Source organism: Chitinophaga sp. OAE865 (assembly GCF_040546735.1).
In the GTDB taxonomy this organism is placed as follows: Bacteria; Bacteroidota; Bacteroidia; order Chitinophagales; family Chitinophagaceae; genus Chitinophaga; species Chitinophaga polysaccharea_A.
The window spans coordinates 1,465,673-1,487,079 of record NZ_JBEPOF010000001.1 but is presented as its reverse complement, the minus strand read 5'-3'; the positions used below and the strand labels follow the sequence as shown (position 1 = coordinate 1,487,079).

Annotated in this window: 18 protein-coding genes; 13 read left to right on the top strand and 5 right to left on the bottom strand. The window is 40.9% G+C overall.

Translation table 11 applies throughout. The annotated features are described in order from the left end of the window. Positions 1–223: 223 nt before the first annotated feature. Together ABIE50_RS06270 and ABIE50_RS06265 are read right to left on the bottom strand one after the other, a co-directional pair. On the bottom strand, positions 224–1,375 hold the full coding sequence (locus ABIE50_RS06270; protein WP_209866543.1) for a FecR family protein: 1,152 nt from the start codon (positions 1,373–1,375) through the stop codon (positions 224–226). Between the two features lie 72 nt (positions 1,376–1,447). Then, positions 1,448–2,032, bottom strand: coding sequence for an RNA polymerase sigma-70 factor (locus tag ABIE50_RS06265; RefSeq protein ID WP_209866542.1), 585 nt, complete (start codon positions 2,030–2,032; stop codon positions 1,448–1,450). A 222-nt stretch (positions 2,033–2,254) separates the two neighbouring features. Here ABIE50_RS06265 and ABIE50_RS06260 point away from each other — a divergent pair, with 222 nt between their 5' ends. From ABIE50_RS06260 to ABIE50_RS06250, 3 genes are all read left to right on the top strand, one after another. After that, positions 2,255–3,220 carry a phosphatidylinositol-specific phospholipase C gene (locus tag ABIE50_RS06260; protein WP_209866540.1) on the top strand — a complete coding sequence of 322 codons (966 nt, stop codon included), beginning with the start codon at positions 2,255–2,257 and terminating at the stop codon, positions 3,218–3,220. Between the two features lie 171 nt (positions 3,221–3,391). Then, positions 3,392–4,144 carry a CHAP domain-containing protein gene (locus tag ABIE50_RS06255; protein ID WP_209866538.1) on the top strand — a complete coding sequence of 251 codons (753 nt, stop codon included), beginning with the start codon at positions 3,392–3,394 and terminating at the stop codon, positions 4,142–4,144. Positions 4,145–4,553: 409 nt separating this feature from the next. After that, positions 4,554–5,210, top strand: a complete 657-nt coding sequence (locus ABIE50_RS06250) for a GIY-YIG nuclease family protein (protein ID WP_209866536.1) — start codon at positions 4,554–4,556, stop codon at positions 5,208–5,210. A gap of 135 nt (positions 5,211–5,345) precedes the next feature. On the opposite strand, the gene ABIE50_RS06245 is transcribed toward ABIE50_RS06250, so the two are convergent. Together ABIE50_RS06245 and ABIE50_RS06240 are read right to left on the bottom strand one after the other, a co-directional pair. Further along, entirely contained in the window at positions 5,346–6,974 is a 1,629-nt protein-coding gene (locus ABIE50_RS06245; RefSeq protein WP_209866534.1) for a serine hydrolase, read from the bottom strand. A gap of 105 nt (positions 6,975–7,079) precedes the next feature. Then, positions 7,080–7,421 carry a DUF6249 domain-containing protein gene (locus ABIE50_RS06240; protein ID WP_209866531.1) on the bottom strand — a complete coding sequence of 114 codons (342 nt, stop codon included), beginning with the start codon at positions 7,419–7,421 and terminating at the stop codon, positions 7,080–7,082. Positions 7,422–7,527: 106 nt separating this feature from the next. Here ABIE50_RS06240 and ABIE50_RS06235 point away from each other — a divergent pair, with 106 nt between their 5' ends. From ABIE50_RS06235 to ABIE50_RS06210, 6 genes are all read left to right on the top strand, one after another. Further along, complete coding sequence (locus tag ABIE50_RS06235) at positions 7,528–8,115, top strand: RNA polymerase sigma factor (protein ID WP_209866530.1); 588 nt, start codon at positions 7,528–7,530, stop codon at positions 8,113–8,115. Then, complete coding sequence (locus tag ABIE50_RS06230) at positions 8,112–8,447, top strand: hypothetical protein (RefSeq protein WP_209866528.1); 336 nt, start codon at positions 8,112–8,114, stop codon at positions 8,445–8,447. Before ABIE50_RS06235 ends, ABIE50_RS06230 begins: the two co-directional genes overlap by 4 nt. A 368-nt stretch (positions 8,448–8,815) precedes the next feature. Continuing rightward, entirely contained in the window at positions 8,816–9,139 is a 324-nt protein-coding gene (locus ABIE50_RS06225) for a hypothetical protein (RefSeq protein WP_354027893.1), read from the top strand. Between the two features lie 99 nt (positions 9,140–9,238). Next, positions 9,239–9,649, top strand: coding sequence for a VOC family protein (locus tag ABIE50_RS06220; protein ID WP_209866524.1), 411 nt, complete (start codon positions 9,239–9,241; stop codon positions 9,647–9,649). A 267-nt stretch (positions 9,650–9,916) separates the two neighbouring features. Further along, on the top strand, positions 9,917–10,750 hold the full coding sequence (locus ABIE50_RS06215) for an AraC family transcriptional regulator (protein WP_354027892.1): 834 nt from the start codon (positions 9,917–9,919) through the stop codon (positions 10,748–10,750). Positions 10,751–10,790: 40 nt separating this feature from the next. Continuing rightward, positions 10,791–12,347: an FAD-dependent monooxygenase gene (locus ABIE50_RS06210; RefSeq protein WP_209866522.1), complete on the top strand. Its 1,557-nt coding sequence runs from the start codon at positions 10,791–10,793 to the stop codon at positions 12,345–12,347. A gap of 9 nt (positions 12,348–12,356) precedes the next feature. Here the strand turns inward: ABIE50_RS06210 and ABIE50_RS06205 are convergent, their stop codons facing one another. Further along, a complete protein-coding gene (locus ABIE50_RS06205; protein WP_209866520.1) occupies positions 12,357–13,607 on the bottom strand; it encodes an alkaline phosphatase family protein in 1,251 nt (416 codons plus the stop codon). Positions 13,608–13,918: 311 nt separating this feature from the next. Between ABIE50_RS06205 and ABIE50_RS06200 the strand changes: the two genes are divergently transcribed. The 4 genes from ABIE50_RS06200 to ABIE50_RS06185 all read left to right on the top strand — a co-directional run bounded on the left by ABIE50_RS06200 (position 13,919) and on the right by ABIE50_RS06185 (position 21,369). Continuing rightward, complete coding sequence (locus tag ABIE50_RS06200; RefSeq protein ID WP_209866518.1) at positions 13,919–16,105, top strand: peptidase domain-containing ABC transporter; 2,187 nt, start codon at positions 13,919–13,921, stop codon at positions 16,103–16,105. Positions 16,106–16,127: 22 nt separating this feature from the next. Beyond that, positions 16,128–17,471: an HlyD family secretion protein gene (locus ABIE50_RS06195; protein ID WP_209866517.1), complete on the top strand. Its 1,344-nt coding sequence runs from the start codon at positions 16,128–16,130 to the stop codon at positions 17,469–17,471. Between the two features lie 564 nt (positions 17,472–18,035). Next, the gene (locus tag ABIE50_RS06190) at positions 18,036–19,358 is read left to right on the top strand and encodes a hypothetical protein (protein ID WP_209866515.1); all 1,323 of its coding nucleotides are present in this window, start codon (positions 18,036–18,038) and stop codon (positions 19,356–19,358) included. Between the two features lie 667 nt (positions 19,359–20,025). Then, positions 20,026–21,369, top strand: coding sequence for a glycosyltransferase family protein (locus ABIE50_RS06185; protein WP_209866513.1), 1,344 nt, complete (start codon positions 20,026–20,028; stop codon positions 21,367–21,369). Positions 21,370–21,407 lie beyond the last annotated feature (38 nt).

Here is a 21,407-nt window from a genome sequence, read left to right as displayed (position 1 = left end):
GGCTTTGCATGACAATTAGATTGCATACATTTGTAGTGTTTGGGTTGAGATAATTCTTGATTTCTGCTAAGTATTGATGTCAGGTATCAGACCCAGGCTTTTTTACCAGGGGCGGGTGAGATCGCTCCTGGTTTTTTATGCCCCGGTTCTTACCACACGTCGTTCAGGGACCGTTATTCATGGTAATAGTGATTTGGTTGATATAATAATTAGATTCAGTTGCTTACGGCATAACGATCAGCTTCCGTTGTTCCATTTTAAAATGGATCCTGCTTATTTCCAGTAACCGTAATAATTCAGACAGGTTGGCATCGCGTGGAATATCTCCTGTGAACCTTCGGGAGGGTATAGTTCCGTTATATACCACCTCCACATCATACCAGCGTTCCACCTGTCGCATGATTGTTTTGATATCTGCGCTTTTAAAAGAGGTAAGGCCGTTTTTCCAGGCAACTGCCAGGTTTACATCGGCTTTTTCTATTACTTCCATCCGGCCGTTAGGCTCCAGTAGTGATTGTTCTCCCGGCTTCAACAAGCTGGAAGTACTTGCCTGGCTTACTTTTACGGCGCCTTCCAGCAGGGTGGTTCTCATGGCCGCCTCGTCCGCATAGGCCATTACATTGAAACTGGTACCCAGTACCGCGATGCTGGCGTTATTTACCGATACAAAAAAAGGCTGACTGGCATTCCGGGCCACTTCGAAATAAGCTTCTCCACTTAGTTCCACCCGTCTTTCTTTTCCACGAAAGGCGGTAGGGAATTTCAGGGAAGATGCCGCATTGAGCCATACTTTTGAGCCGTCGGGCAATTCCAGCTGGTACTGCCCTCCTTTGGGCGTTTTTAATATATTATAGGCTATTGTATTGACAGATGACTGCCTGTTTTGGTCGTATTTAAGCATTCCGGGGCTCACGTGCAGGTTTGCCTCCCCTTGTTTGGCTAATGTACCTTTAAGGGTACTGTCGAGCGCTATTTCCTTACCATTAGCCAGCGTAAGCATCGCCTTCGACCCGCCCGGCCCTACATCTTTTTTTGTGTTTACAGCTATGGCAGGCGGTTCTTTTTCCATTTTCCCCCTCCTTGCAGCCAGCAGCCATGCACCGGCGCCGGCAATCAGCAACAATATCGCAGCGGCCCAACGCAGCCAGCGAACCGGTCTTAACGGAGCGGGTAACGATCCCTGGTTCAGTTCGGGCGAGGGAAAAATGTTTTCATCTTCCTCACCAGACTTTATCCAGGCTTCCTCTATCAGCAATTCCAGCTGCGTTTGATTATCTGCCGCATTTAAAAAATCACTCAATTCGGATTCTTCCGCCTGTGTGATCGTTTTGCCCGCGTATTGGCTAAGCAGGTATCGCAACCGGGTATTGTCCATTAGCATAGATTGATTCTATACTATAAGACAGCAGGAGGTACTAAAAAGAGGTAATGGATGAGAAATTTTTTTTCAAATCCTGAAAGGCGCAGTCAGAACAAGTATCAGTATATTGATTTCCGGGTGAGCCATTGCGTAGCTCCTGATAGAGCGGAGCGCAAGTACCATATGCTTTTTTACTGTTTCCAGTGAAATTGCCATACGTTCTGCAATTTCAGCCTGGCGGAGTCCTTCGTCCCTGCTTAAAAGGTATACCTTCTGCCGCTGCGCAGGCAATTCAGAGATGGCCTGGTCTATTATGCGCCGGTAATTCCTGATAACAGTATCTTCCTCTTCCCCCCGTGTGGCCATGCTCATTTCCCATGCCTGCTTCTGAGCCAGTTCCCGCCCCAGCTTTTTAAGGAAAGACAAGCTATAGTTCCTGGCTACCGTATATAAATAGGGATGAAAATGTTCCACCTGGCTTAGCTTTTCCCGCTTTTCCCATATCCTGATAAATATTTCCTGTACAATTTCTTCTGCGAGCGGCCTGGATCCCGTAAGCTGCATAACAAAGGCTCCCAGCCTGTTTTGGTAGGTGTGGAACAGGTGTGCAAAGGCAGCTTCATCGCCCTGCGACACTTTTAATAGTAAATCCGGTTCACTATTTAATTGCACGGTATTCAAAATAAATTTGGACACTTCCTATAACAAGCGAATCTGGTTGATGTGGTACTACGTGGTATAAAGATAGACATTCCTGTGCTGATAAAAAATCACACGTTTTCGTTACCTGCAGGATTTGTTAATTCCATATCAAAGAATGTTAACTCACAATTAATTTCCACTGCAATGAACCAAACGGTATTGTCCTGTATTTTTAAGATAAATACTTTCACTATGAACCTAAAAACCCTCTCCCTGGCTTTAGCCGTATGTTCTCTTTTTGGCTGTAAAAAAGACCTGGCAAATCCCAATGCTTTAGCCGGCATTGAAACAGCGAACAACACCGCTCTTACCAACACCCTAAACGTAACCCTTACAGGATGGATGGGCGCTATTGCAGACAATACCAGTCTTACCAGCCTTTCCATTCCAGGTACGCACGATAGCGGCGCCCGGGTGGAACCTGTTGGCGGTACTGCCAAATGCCAGAACCTCAGCATCCGCGAGCAGCTGGATGCAGGTACCCGCTTCCTGGATATCCGGTGCAGGCATATCGGGGATGCCTTCGCTATTCATCATGGCTCTATTTACCAGAACCTGAACTTTACGGACGTAACTACCGCCTGTTACGATTTCCTGGCGGCAAATCCTACAGAAACCATCATTATGTGCGTAAAGGAAGAGTATGACCCTACCAACAACACCCGTTCCTTCGAACAAACTTTCGACAGCTATACCCAACTGCAGCCATCCAGATGGTACCTGGGCGACGCCGTGCCCAATCTCGGCCAGGTAAGGGGCAAAATTGTGCTGCTGAGACGGTTTGGAGCCTCAGGTACCCCCAAAGGCATTGAGGCCACCAATTGGGCCGATAACACCACTTTTTCCATTAATAACGCCAATTCCTCCCTCCGTGTGCAGGACCAGTACGTAGTGCCCGATAATAACGGGAAATGGACCAGTATCACCAATCTTTTCACAGAAGCAAAAAATGGCAGCCAATCCGTGCTGTATATCAATTTCACCAGCGGTTACAAATCGCTCATCTTCGGCATTCCAAGCATTACCACGGTATCCAATGCCATTAATCCACAGATCAATACCTACTTCACCAATAATACACATGGCAGGTACGGTATTATCCCCATGGATTTTGCGGCATCCGACAGGAATACGCTGATTGTTAATACCAACTTCTAAAAACCGCTTCCATAAATAAAAAAGAGGGCGCTTCATCTGGAATGAAGCGCCCTCTTTAATCTTTAAAATGCCGGGAAATTGTTATCTTTAGATAACCCTGTTATACCAATAAGATTTTTAAACCATTGTATATAATTCTTTCTTACCCCAACTTTTTAAAAATCAATTGTTATGAACTACCCCAACAAAGTAATTAAGGCTGGAGAAAAAAACAGCCAGATCGTAAAAGCTATTCAGCAGCGACTTATTGAGCTGGGTATCGGCGCCCTGCAGGGCACAGGTACGTTTGGCCCTAAAACCGTGTCGGCCGTAAAGCAGTTCCAGGCCATGCACCGCGACCGGTTTGGCAATCCCCTTATTGTGGATGGTGAAGTAGGCGCCATTACCTGGGAAGTACTGTTTGACGATGGCGTGCCCGAGCAACATGAAGCGCCTGCCCCCTTACTTGCAAAAGCCATTGAAGTTGCCAAAAGCCAGATTGGCGTAATGGAGGTGCCGCCAGGCAGCAACCGCGGGCCACAGGTAGAAGCCTATCTTGCCAGTACCAATACTCCTCCGGGCAACTACTGGTGCGCCGCATTTGTATACTGGTGCTTTAAAAAAGCTGCTGCAGAACTGGGCATCCCTAACCCCGTTGTAAAAACAGCAGGCTGCCTTGACCACTGGAACCGGACCAACGCAGTAAAAATCACTACCGCAAAGGCTGTCAATAATCCTTCACTGGTGGTTCCGGGCAGCATCTTCATTAAAAGCCATGGCGGCGGGTTTGGTCATACCGGCATTGTTACCGCCGTCAACGGCGGCTTCATCGAAACCATTGAAGGCAATAGCAATCCCAACGGCAGCAGCAATGGCATCGGGGTATTCCGGATAACGTTCAGGAAAATAAATTCTATTGAGAAAGGATTTATTATTTATGGATAACGCAGTTTCCCGGATAGCTTCGTCCTGTTATCCGGGAACTGCTCATTATTCATCTTACTATAAAAGTTAATCTTCTCAAAGTGTTTTTTCTGAAAGACCAGGCAATTTCTATAGCTATGCCTGTTAAACTTTCCGTCTGATCAGACAGGGTTGTACTTCAAAACACAACCCAAAGTTATTCACTGCCAGATGCGCCGAAAAACAAATCCGCCGATTCTGCCGAATATTGGCTACCCATAACCATTAGTGTAAAAGCTTAACGGACACCCGTCACCGCTACCTGATAACCGGCCGTATGTTGCTCTTTCTCCTCGTATTACCATTCAGCCTGATTATTCCATTTTGTATATAAAAATCATAGTCGTAAATTGATAACTTAATTATCACCAGCAAGCGCGAAAACACCCTCATGGAGCAAGTACAAATTGGAAAGTGTGTGTACATTCTGAACACGGGTAAAAACCTGTATAAGATCGGTAAAACGCAGGACCTGCATAAGCGTCTGGCGGCTTACCATACTCACCTGCCCGTAATGTTCCGTGTTATCAGGCAATATGAAGCGATGAATATGACTGCCCTGGAAGAAAGCCTGCATATCGTATTCCAGCACAAGCGGGTAAAAGGCGAATGGTTTGAGCTTAACAAAGACGATCTTATTATTTGCGACAATATTGCCCGGAACTATGCCCTGCATGCCTTACAAAAGCAGCACCGGAAAAATACAGATATTGCTTTCAGCGACAATCCCCTGTTACAGGTAATGGAGGCTAATGAAAAATACCTGCAGGATTATTCCAGGATTGCTGATGATATCAAACTGGGCCTTAACAACGACGAAGTTTTTGAACTGCATGAAGGCACCGTTAGCAAATCTGTTATTGAGACCGTCAGGAGACTGATGCGCTACCGTACTCCCAATTCCGAATTCCTCGGCAAATGGTTGCGGGTGGTGAATGAGTTAAGCGATGGCGTTAGTGAAAGTACTATCCTTCAGAAGTATAAAGGGCAGATCAGCCGTTCCACTATACAAATGATCAAAAGGATATTGCGCAACCAATTATATTGATGCCGCAGCTAATTGCGCCATGTTACAGCCAGTAGCGTGATAGTATAGCTGGCAGCATGTTACAGCCGCTGGCATGATTACAACCAATAGCACAGTGTTACAACCGGTATTACAATATCCTACACATCATCCAGGTCATTCAATTTTCTTCGCCACAGATTCACCATTCTGAATTTTTGTTAGTCCTATAACAGTATCTTTTTCATCCAGGTGAAACATCAACCGGGCATCCAAATTCCTGGCAAAAAAACTGCATGTATCGTAGGGTACTATTTCCTGTCTTATTTGCCGCGGTCCCGTTCCTTTTCCATACAGCCGGTTTCCGTCCCTGGTAATTATCAGGATAAAATTATCCGGGAATTGGTATTTTCCAACATATTTTTCAAGCAGCTGCGTTGAAATATCTATTGCGTACAGGTTATCCGGCTTAATACCTGTACGGATAAATGTATTTATTTTTCCGGCTGTTTCTAAAGTCATCCCGGTTATCCTGCCATCTTTCTTTCTTAAAAACTCTATGATATCCAGGCTGTTTTCAAAATAGAACCTGTCCGTTTCAAAAGGGATCAGGCGCGCTTTGGAGCCGCCCTTTACAAAATACAGGAGCCGTCCGTCCTCATAAGATACCGTTCTTTGTCCCTCTGTTGCTGATTCATAAACAGCTGCATACGATTTCAACTGTTCCATAGGTAACCCGATCTCATTTGTGTGATAGGGTTTACCAATGGTTATTCCTGCAATTTCAGACCCTATGACCTCAGGGTTGTTATTTTCACAATTTGTAAAAACGGCCACAAAAATTTTTTCCTGCGGAAGATAGAGAGCGAATGTGGAGAACCCGTTAATCAGACCGTCGTGTTTTATACATGGGCTTCCCTGGATATTTCCCAGCCACCAGCCGTATCCGTAACCGGTAAGCTTACCGTTATCCAGTTTATAGGAGGTTTGGGCTTTGCGGAGACTTTCTTTATTAATAACTTTTCCGGCTGTTAGCGCCTCGTTCCAGGTATAAAGATCTTCAACAGTAGAAAAAAGGGAGCCGGCTGAATAGGGCTGGGTCATACTTAAATAGTCGGCATTCGTGTATAGCTCATTATCCCGCTGATATCCGCTGACTCGGCCGGGGATCACCAAAGAGCTATTGTCGTAACCTGAATTCTTCATCCCAAGGGGCTTAAAGAAATACCTGCTGATATATTCTTCATAGGGCATACCGGAAACCAGCTCAACAATATAGCCCAATAGTACATACCCGTTGTTATTGTAACGGAAGCTGGCGCCGGGTAAAAAGTCCGGCGGACGGAGCTTAAAAGAATCTATCAATGCCTGTGGTGTAAAATCTTTCTTTCTTGTTTCCGGCGTCCATGCTCCGGCCCCCGTATTGATTCCCGAGGTATGTGTAAGTAAACGTTCAATAGTAATACCATGTATGGGATAATCCCTGATAAATTCAGTTACCTCACTCTGCAGTGACAATTTTCCTTCCTCCGCAAGCTTCAGAATAGCGCAGGCGGTAAATTGCTTGGTGATAGAACCAATCCGGAATATATAACCGGGCTTTAAAGCTACGTTCAACTCGAGGTTAGCCTTGCCAAACGCCTTTTTATAAAGAACCCTGTTTGCCTTAGCCACCAGCACAGCTGCCCCGGGTCCCTGGGCGGGAAATCTGCGGATTAATACAGCATCCAGTTCTTTTTCCAGGTTTTGCCCAAAGCAAATGCCGGTCAGTATAGAAAATGAGATTGCTATCAATATTTTTTTCATGACATTTAAATTTATTGGCAACTATGGGCATAAAGATTCCCTTAACGGGTTTAAACCCGTTAATTTATGCGGCCACATTAAACCAGAGAAAGTCCTAAAGGAGATCTATTTTTTTCTCACGATGCTTCTGAGAACAAAATAGGAGATTAATAGACTGAGGCCCAGAAAAAGGAGTATGGAAGCGGGTAATATAAAATCCTTTATCCCCCTGATCTCCAACGATCTCAAAAAGGTTCCTGCTACTACTCCCACTGCGATCCCGATACTCACAATACCAAGCAACAGAATAAATAAAAGGTAATTGGTACTTCCTCTAAAAAAATCGGGAGGCAGCCCCTTTTCAATAATGGTCATTCGTTCTTTATATCTTGTTGTGAAATAGTAATAACTTATTCCAAAAACAACAAGTGCTATGGCAATGAACAAGGAGGCGGACGTTATTTCCATGATTACTTTTTTAAATATTTTTGAGTTCCTATAATAAGACTCCAAAAAAGTGAAAGTGGTCACCGGAATGTGACCACTTTCACTCACATGTAGTCTAAATCATTACATGGCAACCCAGAGAGAAAATAAACAGGCACAGGATTTATGGAACAAAGCCATACGTGGCGAGATAAACAGTATTGCCCAACTGGTTAATACTTATAAGGACTTCTCCTTTACTATTGCCATGTCGGTTGTTGCAAATAACGAGGACGCCGAAGAGGTGGTACAGGACGCTTTCCTGAAAGCATTTGCTTCACTGGATAAATTCAGGCAGGCCTCCAAATTCTCCACCTGGTTATACCGCATCGTTTATAACACCGCTTTAACTAAGCTTAAAAGCAGGAGAATGCCTACCATTAGTATGGAACAATCGTCGGTGGCAGAAGAGAATGCAACCACCGAAAATCAGGGTTGGGACTTATTGAAAGATACAGAAAGGAAAAAATATATAGCCCTGGCGCTGGGAAGGTTATCAGCAGAGGACCGGCTGGTGCTCACACTCCACTATATTGAAGAAAAGAATATTACTGAGATAGGTGAAATACTCGGCGCCGGAAAATCTGCTATCAAAATGCGCCTGTTAAGAGGACGGAAACAACTGGAAACGGAATTAGCGCTATTGTTAAACAAGGAAACAAGGAATTTACTATGAAACACAATAAAGAGCCGGAAGATAAACTCAGGGAGATTCTAAAAGAAGAAGGAATAATAAAGCCAACAGACTTTTTTTCCAACAAACTGGTACATGCGGTGGTTCAGCAACAAAGGAACAAGGCTGCTAAGGCCTTTAAAGCTGAAACATGGCTGGGCAAATTTATCCTGGGCCTGCTTGTCCTTCTGCATCTTTTGTTCCTTTACCGTTTGAATACTTTAAGGGAACAACCAATATTATTCTTCTCCATCATTGCGTTTATTGCAGGCACATGGGGAGTAATTTTACTGATCAGAAAAATTGCTCCTCCGGTTGGTGAGCATGGTGATTGAGTTATACCTTTGTACTGGTCTATCAGGGCGCATTTAAATTGCGGGAATCCGGCGATTGAAGTAAATGCCCCGGATCATCCGTAACTTAGCGAAAGGATCATAACGGACTTGCAATATGAATAATCGTCAGATAACATTTTTGTATACCGCACGGGCAAAGTACGACAAACAGAGTAATGGAGATCAAATGGGATGGGACGAATATATCGAGTGGAGCCGGCTAACCCATTTAACAGAACTGGTTTTCACTTGACATCGGCCTGAATGAAGTTTTAGTTGAGCCTGACCGTAACAATGAGGATGACTGGAAACATATCATTTTTAATGGTTGTTACGAAACAGGCTTCTTTTCAACACTGGACTATGTATTGAAAAGAACAAAAGAAAAAATAAGATTGAATTTATTGGCGGTGGTGGTTGAGCCTGAACATGACTGCGCACTTATCAATTTAAACAACTTCAGTTTTATTGGTTACGACCTTCTCGATCAATATTATTGTACCAGCGCTTTGACAAACTGTGGAGGTTTTGATGAAACCTTTTTGCCGGCCGATCTGAATAACCTTGGCCTTATTGAGGATTACAAAAAAGCCTATGAAATAAAGGAAAAACTTTACCAGAACAATCCCTACGAAGAACACGCGGATACAAATGTAATTGCAGTTTGGCGCCACCAGGTAATCGGGCATTAACAAAAAACATACTACTTTAAAATTTACGGTTTTACTGCTGACATAGGGTTGTCACTTGGGCAGAATAGCTTTGGATTATTCTAAACAAATACAATTGATATGAATTTTTCTTCTATCCGGATTATTACAGCTGATATCAAACAGCTCGTTCCCTTTTATGAGAACGTTACCGGAACTCCGTTCAAATGGTATACTGATGATTTTGCAGAACTGCGAACGCCTCTCGGGACACTGGCTATAGGTAGTACGCGTACCTTAGCCCTCTTTGGAGGCGAGGAAATAGCTGCTGCCGCCAGCAACAGGTCTGTTATCATTGAATTCCAGGTTGCTGACGTTGACAGCACGTATCAGCAGCTCACCGGCATACTTGGCGAAAAAGTGGTTCAGAAGCCAACCACTATGCCCTGGGGCAATCGTTCCCTGTTATTCAGGGACACAGATGGTAACCTGGTTAACTTCTTTACGCCTGTAACACAGGAGGCCAAAGAAAGGACCGGAGCAAAAATATAGGGAGCCATCTCTGCTAAACATGATTTGGGTATTTTAACCACTACCCAACACAAAAAACCTCCTCAATGTAATGCACCAAAAAGCACGGGCACTTTTTGGAAGCATAGTTTGAAGAGGTTTTTTGTATCTGATCATTTATAAATTTCAAACGTACTTTACAGATTTAGGGTAGCTTACAGAAATATCAGCTTCATATCCGGGTGTATAGGCTTTTACTTTTTTGTAATTTTATAAAATCAAAATACTTGTATTCAATACATCTCCAATATGCTACCTTTCGAAATGCTGCACAGGGAATTTGATCCCCCTGAAGAGTTACAGGACACCATAAAGTGCTTCTGGTACAACGGGAGAGAAGTCGGGGAACTGCAATCGGATTTTGAGGTAATACCTGATGGTTATGCTGAGATTATTTTTTACTTCGGAAGCCTCAGCAGTATTTCCCCCAATGGAGATTTACAGCCATTGCCATCACCGTTTATGATGGGATTGCTCAATCAGCCGGTTGTTTTTTACACGGAAAAGCGCCTGGAGATTATTGCTGTCAGATGCTTTCCCTGGACAGTATTTGATTTACTCGGACTGCCATCCGGCAAAGATAGCGTGCACATATTTGAACACCCTATTGCCAAGCTTCAATCCCCGCTGTCTAAGTTGATTGAGGCGGGTAAAATAGAAGAAGCGGTAGCCCTGGTAAAACAGTATTTCCTCGATGCACGGTCACGGATTGCCATTGACAGTATGCTGTTCAAAGCGGGAGTTGCAATGAGAAAAACGAATGGCACTATCCCGGTAAGCCAGGTGGCGGCAGCAGCTCATGCAACCGTTCGCACCCTGGAAAGAAAGTTCAAACAATCTTCCGGCTACACTGTTAAAGACGTGTCTGGCCTGATGCGCTTTGAGCAGGTAAGAAACAAATTATGGCATTCCCCGGATTCCAATCTTGCTGGTTTGGCGATTGAGCTGGGCTATACAGACCAGGCCCATTTAAGCAGGGAATTCAAACGTTACAGCGGCGCTACGCCAGCAGCATTTGCACGAAAAGCCAAAAAAGGCAAACAGGCTGTAACCAGCGATTTTGTCGCGTTTATACAAGCCTGACGCTGGAAGATTGCGGAATTTTGTGTTTCAATCATCAGATATGAATGTAACACCTGAAAGTAAGAATTCCGTACAAAGTCACGCTATTTACGATACAATCATTTCCGGCGCAGGCCCTGTAGGTTTGTTCCTTGCCTGTGAACTGGCCCTGACCGGATGTTCGGTCCTGATACTGGAAAAAGCGGATAATCCCCAATCACCATTAAAACAATTTCCTTTCGGAATACGGGGCCTTTCAGCTCCTACTATTGAAGCGCTTTACCGTCGTGGGTTGCTAGGTGAGCTTGAAGTACATAAGCGTCTTAAAAATCCCCACCAAAATGCCGTGCAGGGCCCGGGCCGCCAGGCAGGGCACTTCGCCGGCATTCCATTTCTTGAAGGCAATATTGACACCTCGCAATGGATATATCGCCTGCCCGGTTCTACAGACCCGAGTTTAATTTCTGAAATGGGAGAAATCGAATCCATACTGACCCGCCGCGCAGTAGCGCTTGGAGTTGAAATCAAGCGTGGGCTTGCCATTACCGGTTTTCATCAGACAGCTGATGAGGTAACTGTACAGGCGGGCGACCGGTCTTTTAAAAGTAAATGGCTGGTGGGTTGTGATGGAGCCCGCAGTATTGTCCGCAAAACAGCAGGTTTTGAATTTGCCGGTACGGAACCGGAATTTACCGGCTACTCTGTCCAGGTCGATATTATAGATCCCGGGAAACTTAAGCCGGGAAGAAACGTCACTTCCAGAGGTATGTACCTCCAATCCCAGCCAGGCTACCTGGCAATACAGGATTTTGATGGTGGGGCATTTCATGGCTCAGACCAGCCCATCACACTGGAACATGTGCAGGAAGTATTACGCCGGATATCCGGTACCGATGTTACACTTAGCGCCCTGCATATAGCTACCACCTGGACCGACCGTGCGCGGCAGGCTTCCTCCTATCGTAACGGACGGGTGCTCCTGGCCGGAGACGCCGCACATATTCATTCCCCCTTAGGAGGTCAGGGCCTTAACCTTGGATTAGGCGATGCCATGAACCTCGGCTGGAAACTCGCTGCAACCATCCGGGAGAAAGCTCCGGAAGGACTGCTGGACAGCTATTACACCGAGCGCCATCCGGTTGGCGCACAGGTACTTGATTGGTCCCGCGCCCAGGTTGCCATCATGAACCCGGATCCGCACGCCCGCGCACTGAATGCCATTTTCCGCGACCTTATCAATACACGCGATGGCGCCACTTATATTGCTGGAAGAGTATGGGGCATATTCACACACTACAATCTTGGTGGTGCACACCCTCTAACAGGCCACAGCGTTCCCAACTTTGAGTTCCTGGACGGTACAACAATCGGTGAGTTGATGCACGATGGCCAGGGAATACTGCTTGATTTTGACGGGAATGATTCACTTAAAACCCTGGCTGGTGATTATGGCGGCCAAATCAGGTATGTTTCAGGCGCAGCCAAAAACCAGCTGGGTGTAAGCGCCGCACTGATACGCCCTGATGGCATTATCGCCTGGGCTTCCGGTGACGGCGCGGATTACGGTGAGCTTCAACAGGCCGCTGCGCGCTGGTTTGTTCTGCCATCAGTGTATTGACAGGGTATTTCAGTGCCTGGATTTATCGTCCGGCATCAACCACTGATTAAGCATATTGTCCGGCGCCTCAAGCACTACCTTGTAAAAGTTGAAAGGATATCCCTTAATATCGATCCAGGCATGCTGATCTGCTACCGGTACATCTCCCACCAGTTGATATTTGTCTGCAGTTCCCTCTTTAAAATCATTGGTGGTAGCCAGCCATATTTTAACCTTACCAGTTGGTTCCAGCGCTTTCCAGGTGATATCAAGGTGCCCCTGCACATAGTTAACTACAGCCCGGGCAATGGATACGTTACCGATCAAAGGCGTTCCATCCAGCTCCCGCTGAACTTCCAGGGGAATCTTTATATCCATGAACCGGCTGATCATCGGCATGATGTCAACAATGGCCGGGTAATAACGTTTTGAGTAGGCATTCAGCGGTTTGTAATTGGTTACCATCCATGTGGTACGCTGTCTTAACGACTGGCCTCCATGCCCCTTTCCGGACTTTTCATCCCTTCCATGATCAGTGGTGATAACCAGCAACCAGTCTTCCTTGAATTTATTTTCCCGGTATTCAATCGCTGCATTCAGCCGGCCTATCTGGTCATCCAGCATTTTAACCGCCCTTTCAAATTCCGGGCTGTCGCCATGCATGTGCCCCATATCGTCTGTATATTCAAGATAGACCCATGACAGATCAGGTGCATTCTTCCTGATTGTTGCCGAAGCTTCATCTATCACTTTCTCATCTATCTTATGCATATACTGACGTTCCCTGTCATGTTTATAGTTAATGGTATCCAGCTCGTATCCATCGTAATACCAGTCAACTTTCAGATTGCCGGCAGCCGGCAGTTCATGTCCCAGCAACTTTGTACGGTTATCCTGCCAGCTCGAGAAAATGGCTGTTTTTTTATTGGGATACTGTGCTTTGAACAAGCGGAATATATTCTGATAGTTGTAGTTAGGCGCTTTAATATCGTTATCCGGCACATTATGCTTATTAACCCAGGTACCTGTGAGCAGGCTATTGTACCCAACGGCCGAAATGGTTGGAGTTTCGTTATAGGTGCCTTTATCACCGCCAACGTGCATGCGGGTATAACTACCTTTGTTTATGACCTTTTTAAAGTTGGGAAGATCTAAACGCTCAATCACATCAGCAGGGATTCCATCAGCAATTACAAAAACAGTCTTTTTAATATGCTGGGCATACAAAGCCGGCTGAAAAGAAAACAATAGCAATACAGATAGTTTCGTCAGTTTATTCATGTATTTCCGTTTGAATTTGCAAGATAAATTCTTTCATACTGTAAAACAGTTTAATGTTTCAGACTTAATAATATCTAAGCCTGCCTTCTAATTGTCAAGGTCCACGGATGTTTCTTAATAGCCAGTAAATCGAATATAAAAGTAATTAAGACGCATGCTCAATGTATATTTTACAGAGCTATTCTGCCGGACGATATTGATTATTTCATTATAAGTAAGAAATATATCTTAATTTCAAAATCCTATTAATCGATGTAATTTCCAGATAATTACTTAAACTTTTTTAATAATTAATTGCTGAGGTCAAATTTATGGCTTTTACGTTCTATAGACAATTGAATGCAATGGATTGTGGAGTAACCTGTTTACGAATGGTTGCTAAAAATTATGGGAAGCAATATAGCGCGGATACGTTGCGTCTGAAGTCTGGATTTAATAAACAAGGAGTGTCACTTTTGGCTATAAGTGAAACTGCTGAAAGTATTGGATTTCGCACAAGGGGAGTGCAAATTAATTTTAGAATGCTAAGTACAGTAAAATGCCCCGCTATCTTACATTGGAATCAGAATCACTTTGTAGTATTAATTTCAATAAAAGAAAAATACATAGAGATTGCTGATCCTGCTAAAGGAATTGTTACATACAATAAAGATGAGTTTTTAAAATATTGGATTTCAAACAAATCGGACACAATAGGAGATATTGGAACAGTTTTGCTTTTAGAGCCCACACCGTTATTTTATCAGAATGAGGGCGAAAAAGAGCATAAACTCAACTGGGGGATAATATTGCAATATCTACATAACAGTAAAGGACAATTATTTAGAGTTTTTATCTCTTTGGGAGTTACCTCTATCTTTCAATTGATTTTGCCTTTCCTTACACAAAGTATGGTAGATACTGGGATAAATACGCAGAATTTACACTATGTTACTATTGTCTTATTTGCGCAATTAATGTTGACCTTCAGCGGCTCTATTGTAGCATTTATTAGAAGTCGATTACAGCTTAGAATCTCTAATAGTATTAATATGGCTGTATTGTCGGATTTCTTAATAAAGTTAACACGTTTGCCAGTATCTTACTTCGAGACACATCAAACAGGAGACACTTTACAAAGAATTGGTGACAACAAACAGATACAGGCTTTCCTTACTGGCCAAACTATAACTACTCTTTTTTCCTTGCTTAATTTTTTTCTTTATGCAGTAATCCTTATTTCATATAATGTTCAAGTATTTTTCGTATTTGTGGTAGGAAATATTCTCTATTGGGCCTGGGTACGTGTATTTCTCAGTATTAGAAGAAAGCTGAATTACGAAACCTTCCACATCTCCGCTAAAGAAAATAATGCGACACTTGAATTGATTCAAGGCATGCAAGAAATAAGATTGAACAATGCAGAACAATTGAAGCGTTGGGAATGGGAAAATATACAAGCCAATGTATTTAAATTAAATTTTAAAAGTCTAAACTATGAACAATGGCAGTCTGCTGGGGCTTTATTTATTAATCAAGGTAAGGATATTCTAATTAGTTTTTTGGTAGCGAAGTTAGTTATCCAAGGACAGCTTTCCTTTGGTGCCATGTTAGCTATACAATATATTATCGGGCAATTGAGTGGTCCAGTTACTCAATTTGTAGGATTATCGCAAAGTGTTCAAGACGCTAAAATAAGTATGGAGCGATTAAATGAAATTCATGTTATGAAAGATGAAGAGCCAATTGATAAAAGCTTATTATCTTATTTACCTGAGCAAAAGGGCATCAAATTTAATAACATTTCATTTACATATCCAGGAATTGGCAATGATCCAGTCCTTGAGAATATTTCCCTAGAGGCAGCTGAGGGGAAGGTCACGGCAATTGTTGGCGTAAGTGGGAGTGGCAAAACAACACTTCTAAAATTGCTACTAAAGATCTATACAGAATATGAAGGTGAAATTAGAATCGGTGAAACTAATTTCAAGAATATAAGTCCCTCATTTTGGAGACAACAATGTGGTGCTGTTTTACAGGATGGATATATCTTTAATGATACTATCGCTAGAAATATCGCAGTTGGAGACGAGTATATTAATCATGAAAGACTAATTTACAGTTGCCAAATTGCTAATATTCTAACGTTTATAGAATCATTACCCAATGGATTTAATACGCGAATGGGTGGAGAGGCGGTTGGAATCAGCCAAGGTCAGAAGCAACGATTGATGATTGCGCGAGCCGTATACAAAAATCCAAAATATCTATTTTTTGATGAAGCGACTAACTCATTGGATGCTAATAATGAGAAACGCATTATTCAAAATTTAGAGCAATTTTTTCGCGGCAGAACAGTAATTGTGATTGCGCATAGGCTTAGCACAGTTAAAGATGCCGATAAAATCGTGGTATTACACGAAGGGAAAATAGTAGAGGAGGGATCCCATTCTCATTTAGCGTCCATTAAAGGTCGGTATTACGAATTGGTAAAGAATCAATTAGACTTAGGTTCATGACTTCAATAAGAATAACATTATCATGGAGGATTTAACTGTAAATAAAAAAAACGACGAAGAGTTTATAGCATCCAGAACTGCTGTTATAAGGAACAATAGTCGATCAGAAATTGCACAGGAGATTATATCACATAAGCAGGACTTTACTGAAAGATGGTCAATATTCATATTTGCCGCTATTGTATTAATACTTTTTGCAGTTACTTGGTTTGTTGAATATCCGGATATTGTAGAAGCTCGTGCATCACTTACGGCTGCAAATGCGCCTAAAGAAATTATTCCTCGTCAAGATGGCCGCCTGGTAAAGTTATTTATTCACAATAATGACGTGATTAGAAAGAATCAGGTCATCGGCTGGATAGAAAGTACTGCTGATCATGAAGAGGTATTAGAGCTTTCTCAAAGACTTGATAGTAGCATTGCTCTATTAAGAGACGGGTCAAATGATAGGATATCTTATTTACTTGATAACTATTTTTATAGTCTAGGTGAAATTCAGCAGCAATACCAGGTATTTACTGTCGCAATGCAACTATTTAATGACTACCAAGCCCAAGGTTTTTACTCTAGGAAAAAAATGATGCTAGAGAAAGACCTTGAAACCCTAAAGCAGGCGGGCGAAATTATACAAATTCAAAAGAGATTAACTACAGAAGACGTAGGACTAGCCCGGGAAACATATGAGATGAATAAATTATTGTCAGATGAAAAGGTTCTATCTAGGAATGAATTCAGAAAAGAGAAAAGTTTATTTGTTAACAAACAAATGGCTATCCCGCAATTAGATGCAGCTCTATTGTCCAATGAGGCTGAACAAAGGGAAAAACTAAAAGAAATAGAACAGATCAGGCATGATATGGCACAACAACACGCTCTTTTTGAACAAGCACTACAATCATTGAAGAGTACAGTCGATGATTGGAAGAATAAATTTATGCTAAGAGCGCCGATTGACGGGAGGATTTTTTTTATTATTCCACTACAGGAAAATCAATTTCTGAAACAGGGAAGTTTAATTGGATATGTTAATCCGGATGATAGTCATTTTTATACAGAGACCTACTTGCCACAAACTAATTTTGGCAAGATAGATACGGGTTTAAAAGTTCAACTTCGCTTTGATGCCTATCCCTATCAAGAGACAGGCTATGTAGAAGGTACAGTTAATTATATCTCAAATGTGGCTTCGGATAGTGGCTTTTTAGCCACGATTAGACTGGATAAAGGATTGATAACTAGTAATAATATACACATCCCATATAAAAATGGTCTGAAAGCGCAGGCAATTGTTATTACTCGGAATATGCGACTTTTAAAAAGATTTTGGTATACAATAAACAAGTCAACTTCACTTGGAAAGAAGTAGATCATATCAAACAAAGTTTGCCCATAGACATGATATTCGATCCTCGCTAGGCCTATCGCTTATGTAAGAGATTAACTACTGGCCGCCTTATAAATCGACTCAATCAATAATGAATCTGTAGTATTACTAATATTTAGATACAGGACTAGATAGCTTTACGGATATAAGTACAGAGGCAAAAAACATTCGCCAATTCCCGAACTCTAAAAAAGGAACTCCAATTAATATTATTGTTTTTTCTTAACTTCATTTGATAGGGAATCTATGATTAGATATATTTAATATAATCCATTAGTAAACCTTAATGCATATTTATTAAAACCTGATGCAATGGGTAGAATGACCCAACGATTTAGCTAGATAATTATTGACTATATAATCGGCATATACTACTCGGATAGAATTATCTTGTGAGAAATATTTAACCATTTATTAATCTCAAGTGTCATCAAAAATAGAGTTAAGAATAATAAATTTTAATTGCGAAGTTTAAATTTCTAGAAAATGTCCAGGTGGTTATAGATTTTTGCTGCTAGGTTACCATATTACTAACATTATCAAACCATGTCAGAAATAAACCCCATATCTACATTCATAATTAATAAGCGGAACCGCAGTGACCGAAGAGTGCATATACTTAACCAGTTTTTAAACAAGGAAGAGTTTGTTGTGCAAATTGTCACTGCCATTGAATGTGAAATAGGAGCAGTAGGACTTTGGAATACTATAAAATACATAATTACCGAACTAATAACCGGTGAGGAGAACTTCATTCTTCTCTGTGAAGATGATCATGAATTTACAGACGCCTATTCGGCAGAGTCATTAGTAAAAGCAATTAATAATGCAAAGAACTCAAAAGCAGACATACTTCTTGGTGGCGTTAGCGGTTTCTTTGGGGCAGTAGAATTATCGAACAACCTTTTTTGGGTAGAAACATTCTCAGGATTACAATTTACCATAATTTTCAGGAAATTTTTTGACACTATCTTAAATACAGACTTCAACGATTATGATAATGCAGATTTCAAATTTGCAGATATTTCTAATTATAAGTTTCTCATGGTTCCTTTTATTTCAATTCAAAGGGATTTTGGATATTCAGATGTAACAGAGGGCAATAATGTAGCAGGCCGAATGCAACTCGCCTTTAAGGAAAGCCAGGAAAATTTACTAAATATCCAAAGTGTTAATAGATTTTATTCCCTGACTAAAGAAAAGTTAAATGCTTCTCAGCAATATAATCTTAATGAAATTACTTTAACTACTTTTGTGCTCTATACAAACACCATAGGAAATGAGCTCGAAAACATAACTAAGCAATTCAGGGGAAAGAAAGAATTTGATGTAAAATTTGTAAATATGAGCGAACGCTCCAATGATTTACGAGGACATTGGGAATATTTTCGCGAAATCATAATTAAAGCAATAGCTGATAAGGAAGATGTAATTGTTATATGCCGGGACAAACATGAGTTTACTGAAAACTATTCCAAAGAATTTTTCTTATCAAACCTATTACAAGCACATATTCATGGCACAGAAATATTAATGGGTGGTATATCATTTTTTAAGCAACTTGTTCCAATCTCAGAGAGCAGATACTGGATAGATTCGGTCCACGGCTCCCAATTTATCGTTTTATTTAGAAATGTGTTCTCCAAAATACTTAATGAACCGACTGAAGACTATAAACATATTGATGAATACCTCTCAATAATTACTAGTAATAAAGTAGTTATACATCCATTTATATCTAAGTGGAGAACCACTAGTGAATACAGCAAAATAAATACCCAAGCAAAAAAGGTTATCCCTGATACTTATAACGAAACCAATGATAGAATAAGCAAAATTAAAAGAATTATAAATGAACTAAAAAATTAGGATTCTTAATTACTTATTTGGCACATAATTATAAATAGATCACTACTCCATACCTAGATAATAACATTGCTTCCGCGTTATCTACTATTCTTATAGATTTTGTTGAACCTATCTAATATGATTGAGGAATGCTCTTGTAATTCTATAATAGAGATAGATAAGGAACTCCTAATCTATTACATTAATTGACAGTATAGTATAATAATCAAAAAACAAAACGGGTACATTTTTGCAAGTAAGTTGAAAATAGATGTAAAAAGTTTGAGTATTTATTTTATTTTAGTATTTTCATAATGTTTTTAAACCCTTCTATTCTCTCTTTTTCACAAAACTGTGTGTTTACCTATGTGAATTTTAAATAGATAAATAGTATGGTAAGTGGCAAATTGAAATACTTATTTTCTCATAACTATTAAACTTTTAATCTTCAATATTAAATATTTAATATGCAAAATCCTCAACCCTGTAACCCTAGCAATATTCTTTTATATAAGCGCTCTAAAGCACCTCTGTTAGCTCAGACTGTCGTTAGTCATTCTAAAATTGTAATTGAGTTTTTTGGAGGAATTTCTATTTCACGAGCACTGGCTTAAACCAGTTGATACAGTGTGATGATCTTTAGCCTGAAAATTAATGCAGTTACTCTTTCTTTTAAATCCGATAGAAAATGAATAATTTTCAATCAATACCAACGTATATTATAAATTTAAAGAAAAGAACTGATCGCAAGAACTATATCTTAAAGGAATTTGAAGATAGAAGTGAGTTTGATATAAATATAGTCAATGCAGAGGAGCGCGAGATAGGAGCTGTCGGTTTGTGGAGTACGATTGTAGAAATCCTCAACAGTTTGATAAATAAAGAAGTGGATTACATTATTCTATGTGAAGACGATCACAAATTTACATATGAATATTTGCCCCAAAATCTATTTAAAAGTATCGAAGTCGCCAAAGATAAAGGCGCGGATATTTTGGTGGGAGGACCTAGTTGGTTTGAAAACATAATGCAAGTATCTGAGAATTTATATTGGGTGGAAAAATTCACAGGATTGCAGTTTACAGTCATTTTTAAGAAATTTTTTAAATCAATTGCAATAGCAGAGTTCTTAGAAAATGAGGCAGCTGACAAAAAGATATCTCAGTTATCGTGTAATAAAATGCTTATCTATCCTTTTATCTCTACTCAGAAGGATTTCGGATATTCGGACGCTACAAAGAAAAACGAAGTTCCTGGAAGAATTGACCATCTCTTTAGTAACAGTTTAGAGAAGATTCGTTTGATAAATAAAGTTATCCATCACTACAAGTTAAATCCGGTCAAAGTTGATGATTTAAGTTTTGAAATTTATGATCAGACAAAGATACCTACTTATGTAATTAATTTGGAAACAAGGGTTGACTGTCTTGAGTATATTAAGAGGGAATTCGAAGGAAAAATTGAATTTGAAATTACGATAGTTCCAATATCCCAGCAGGAAATTGGTCCAGTAGGGCTATGGCATATCATTAGGAAAATAATAATGCTGGCTGTTGATAATGATGATGATGTTATCATAATCTGCAAAGACGATCATCAGTTTACAGAATCATATTCCAAGGTACGCCTAATGCGAAACATAATAGAAGCCCATTATCAAGGGGCCGATATTCTGTCGGGAGGCATAGGTCATTTCTCGCAAATCATTCCGCTGACCGAGGAGCGGTTTTGGATGGATTCTTTCTCTCATACTCAATTTATTGTCTTGTATAAAAAATGTTTTAATAAAATACTATCGGAAAAGTTTGATGATGGTTTCTCAGTTGACGATTTTCTTTCCGAAATTATAAGCAATAAAATGATTATTTATCCTTTTATCTCTGTTCCAAGGGGCTTTGGCAGTTCAGATACCTGCCAACAAGGTGATCAGGAAAAGCATGATATTTTTGAAAGATGCTCCAATCGGATAAATACAATGATGGAAATTCGTGCTAAATATATGTCGTATACCAATAAGATATCATCTCTATAATTATATTTTTAAACGATTATGCTTGTTTATAGGGTACT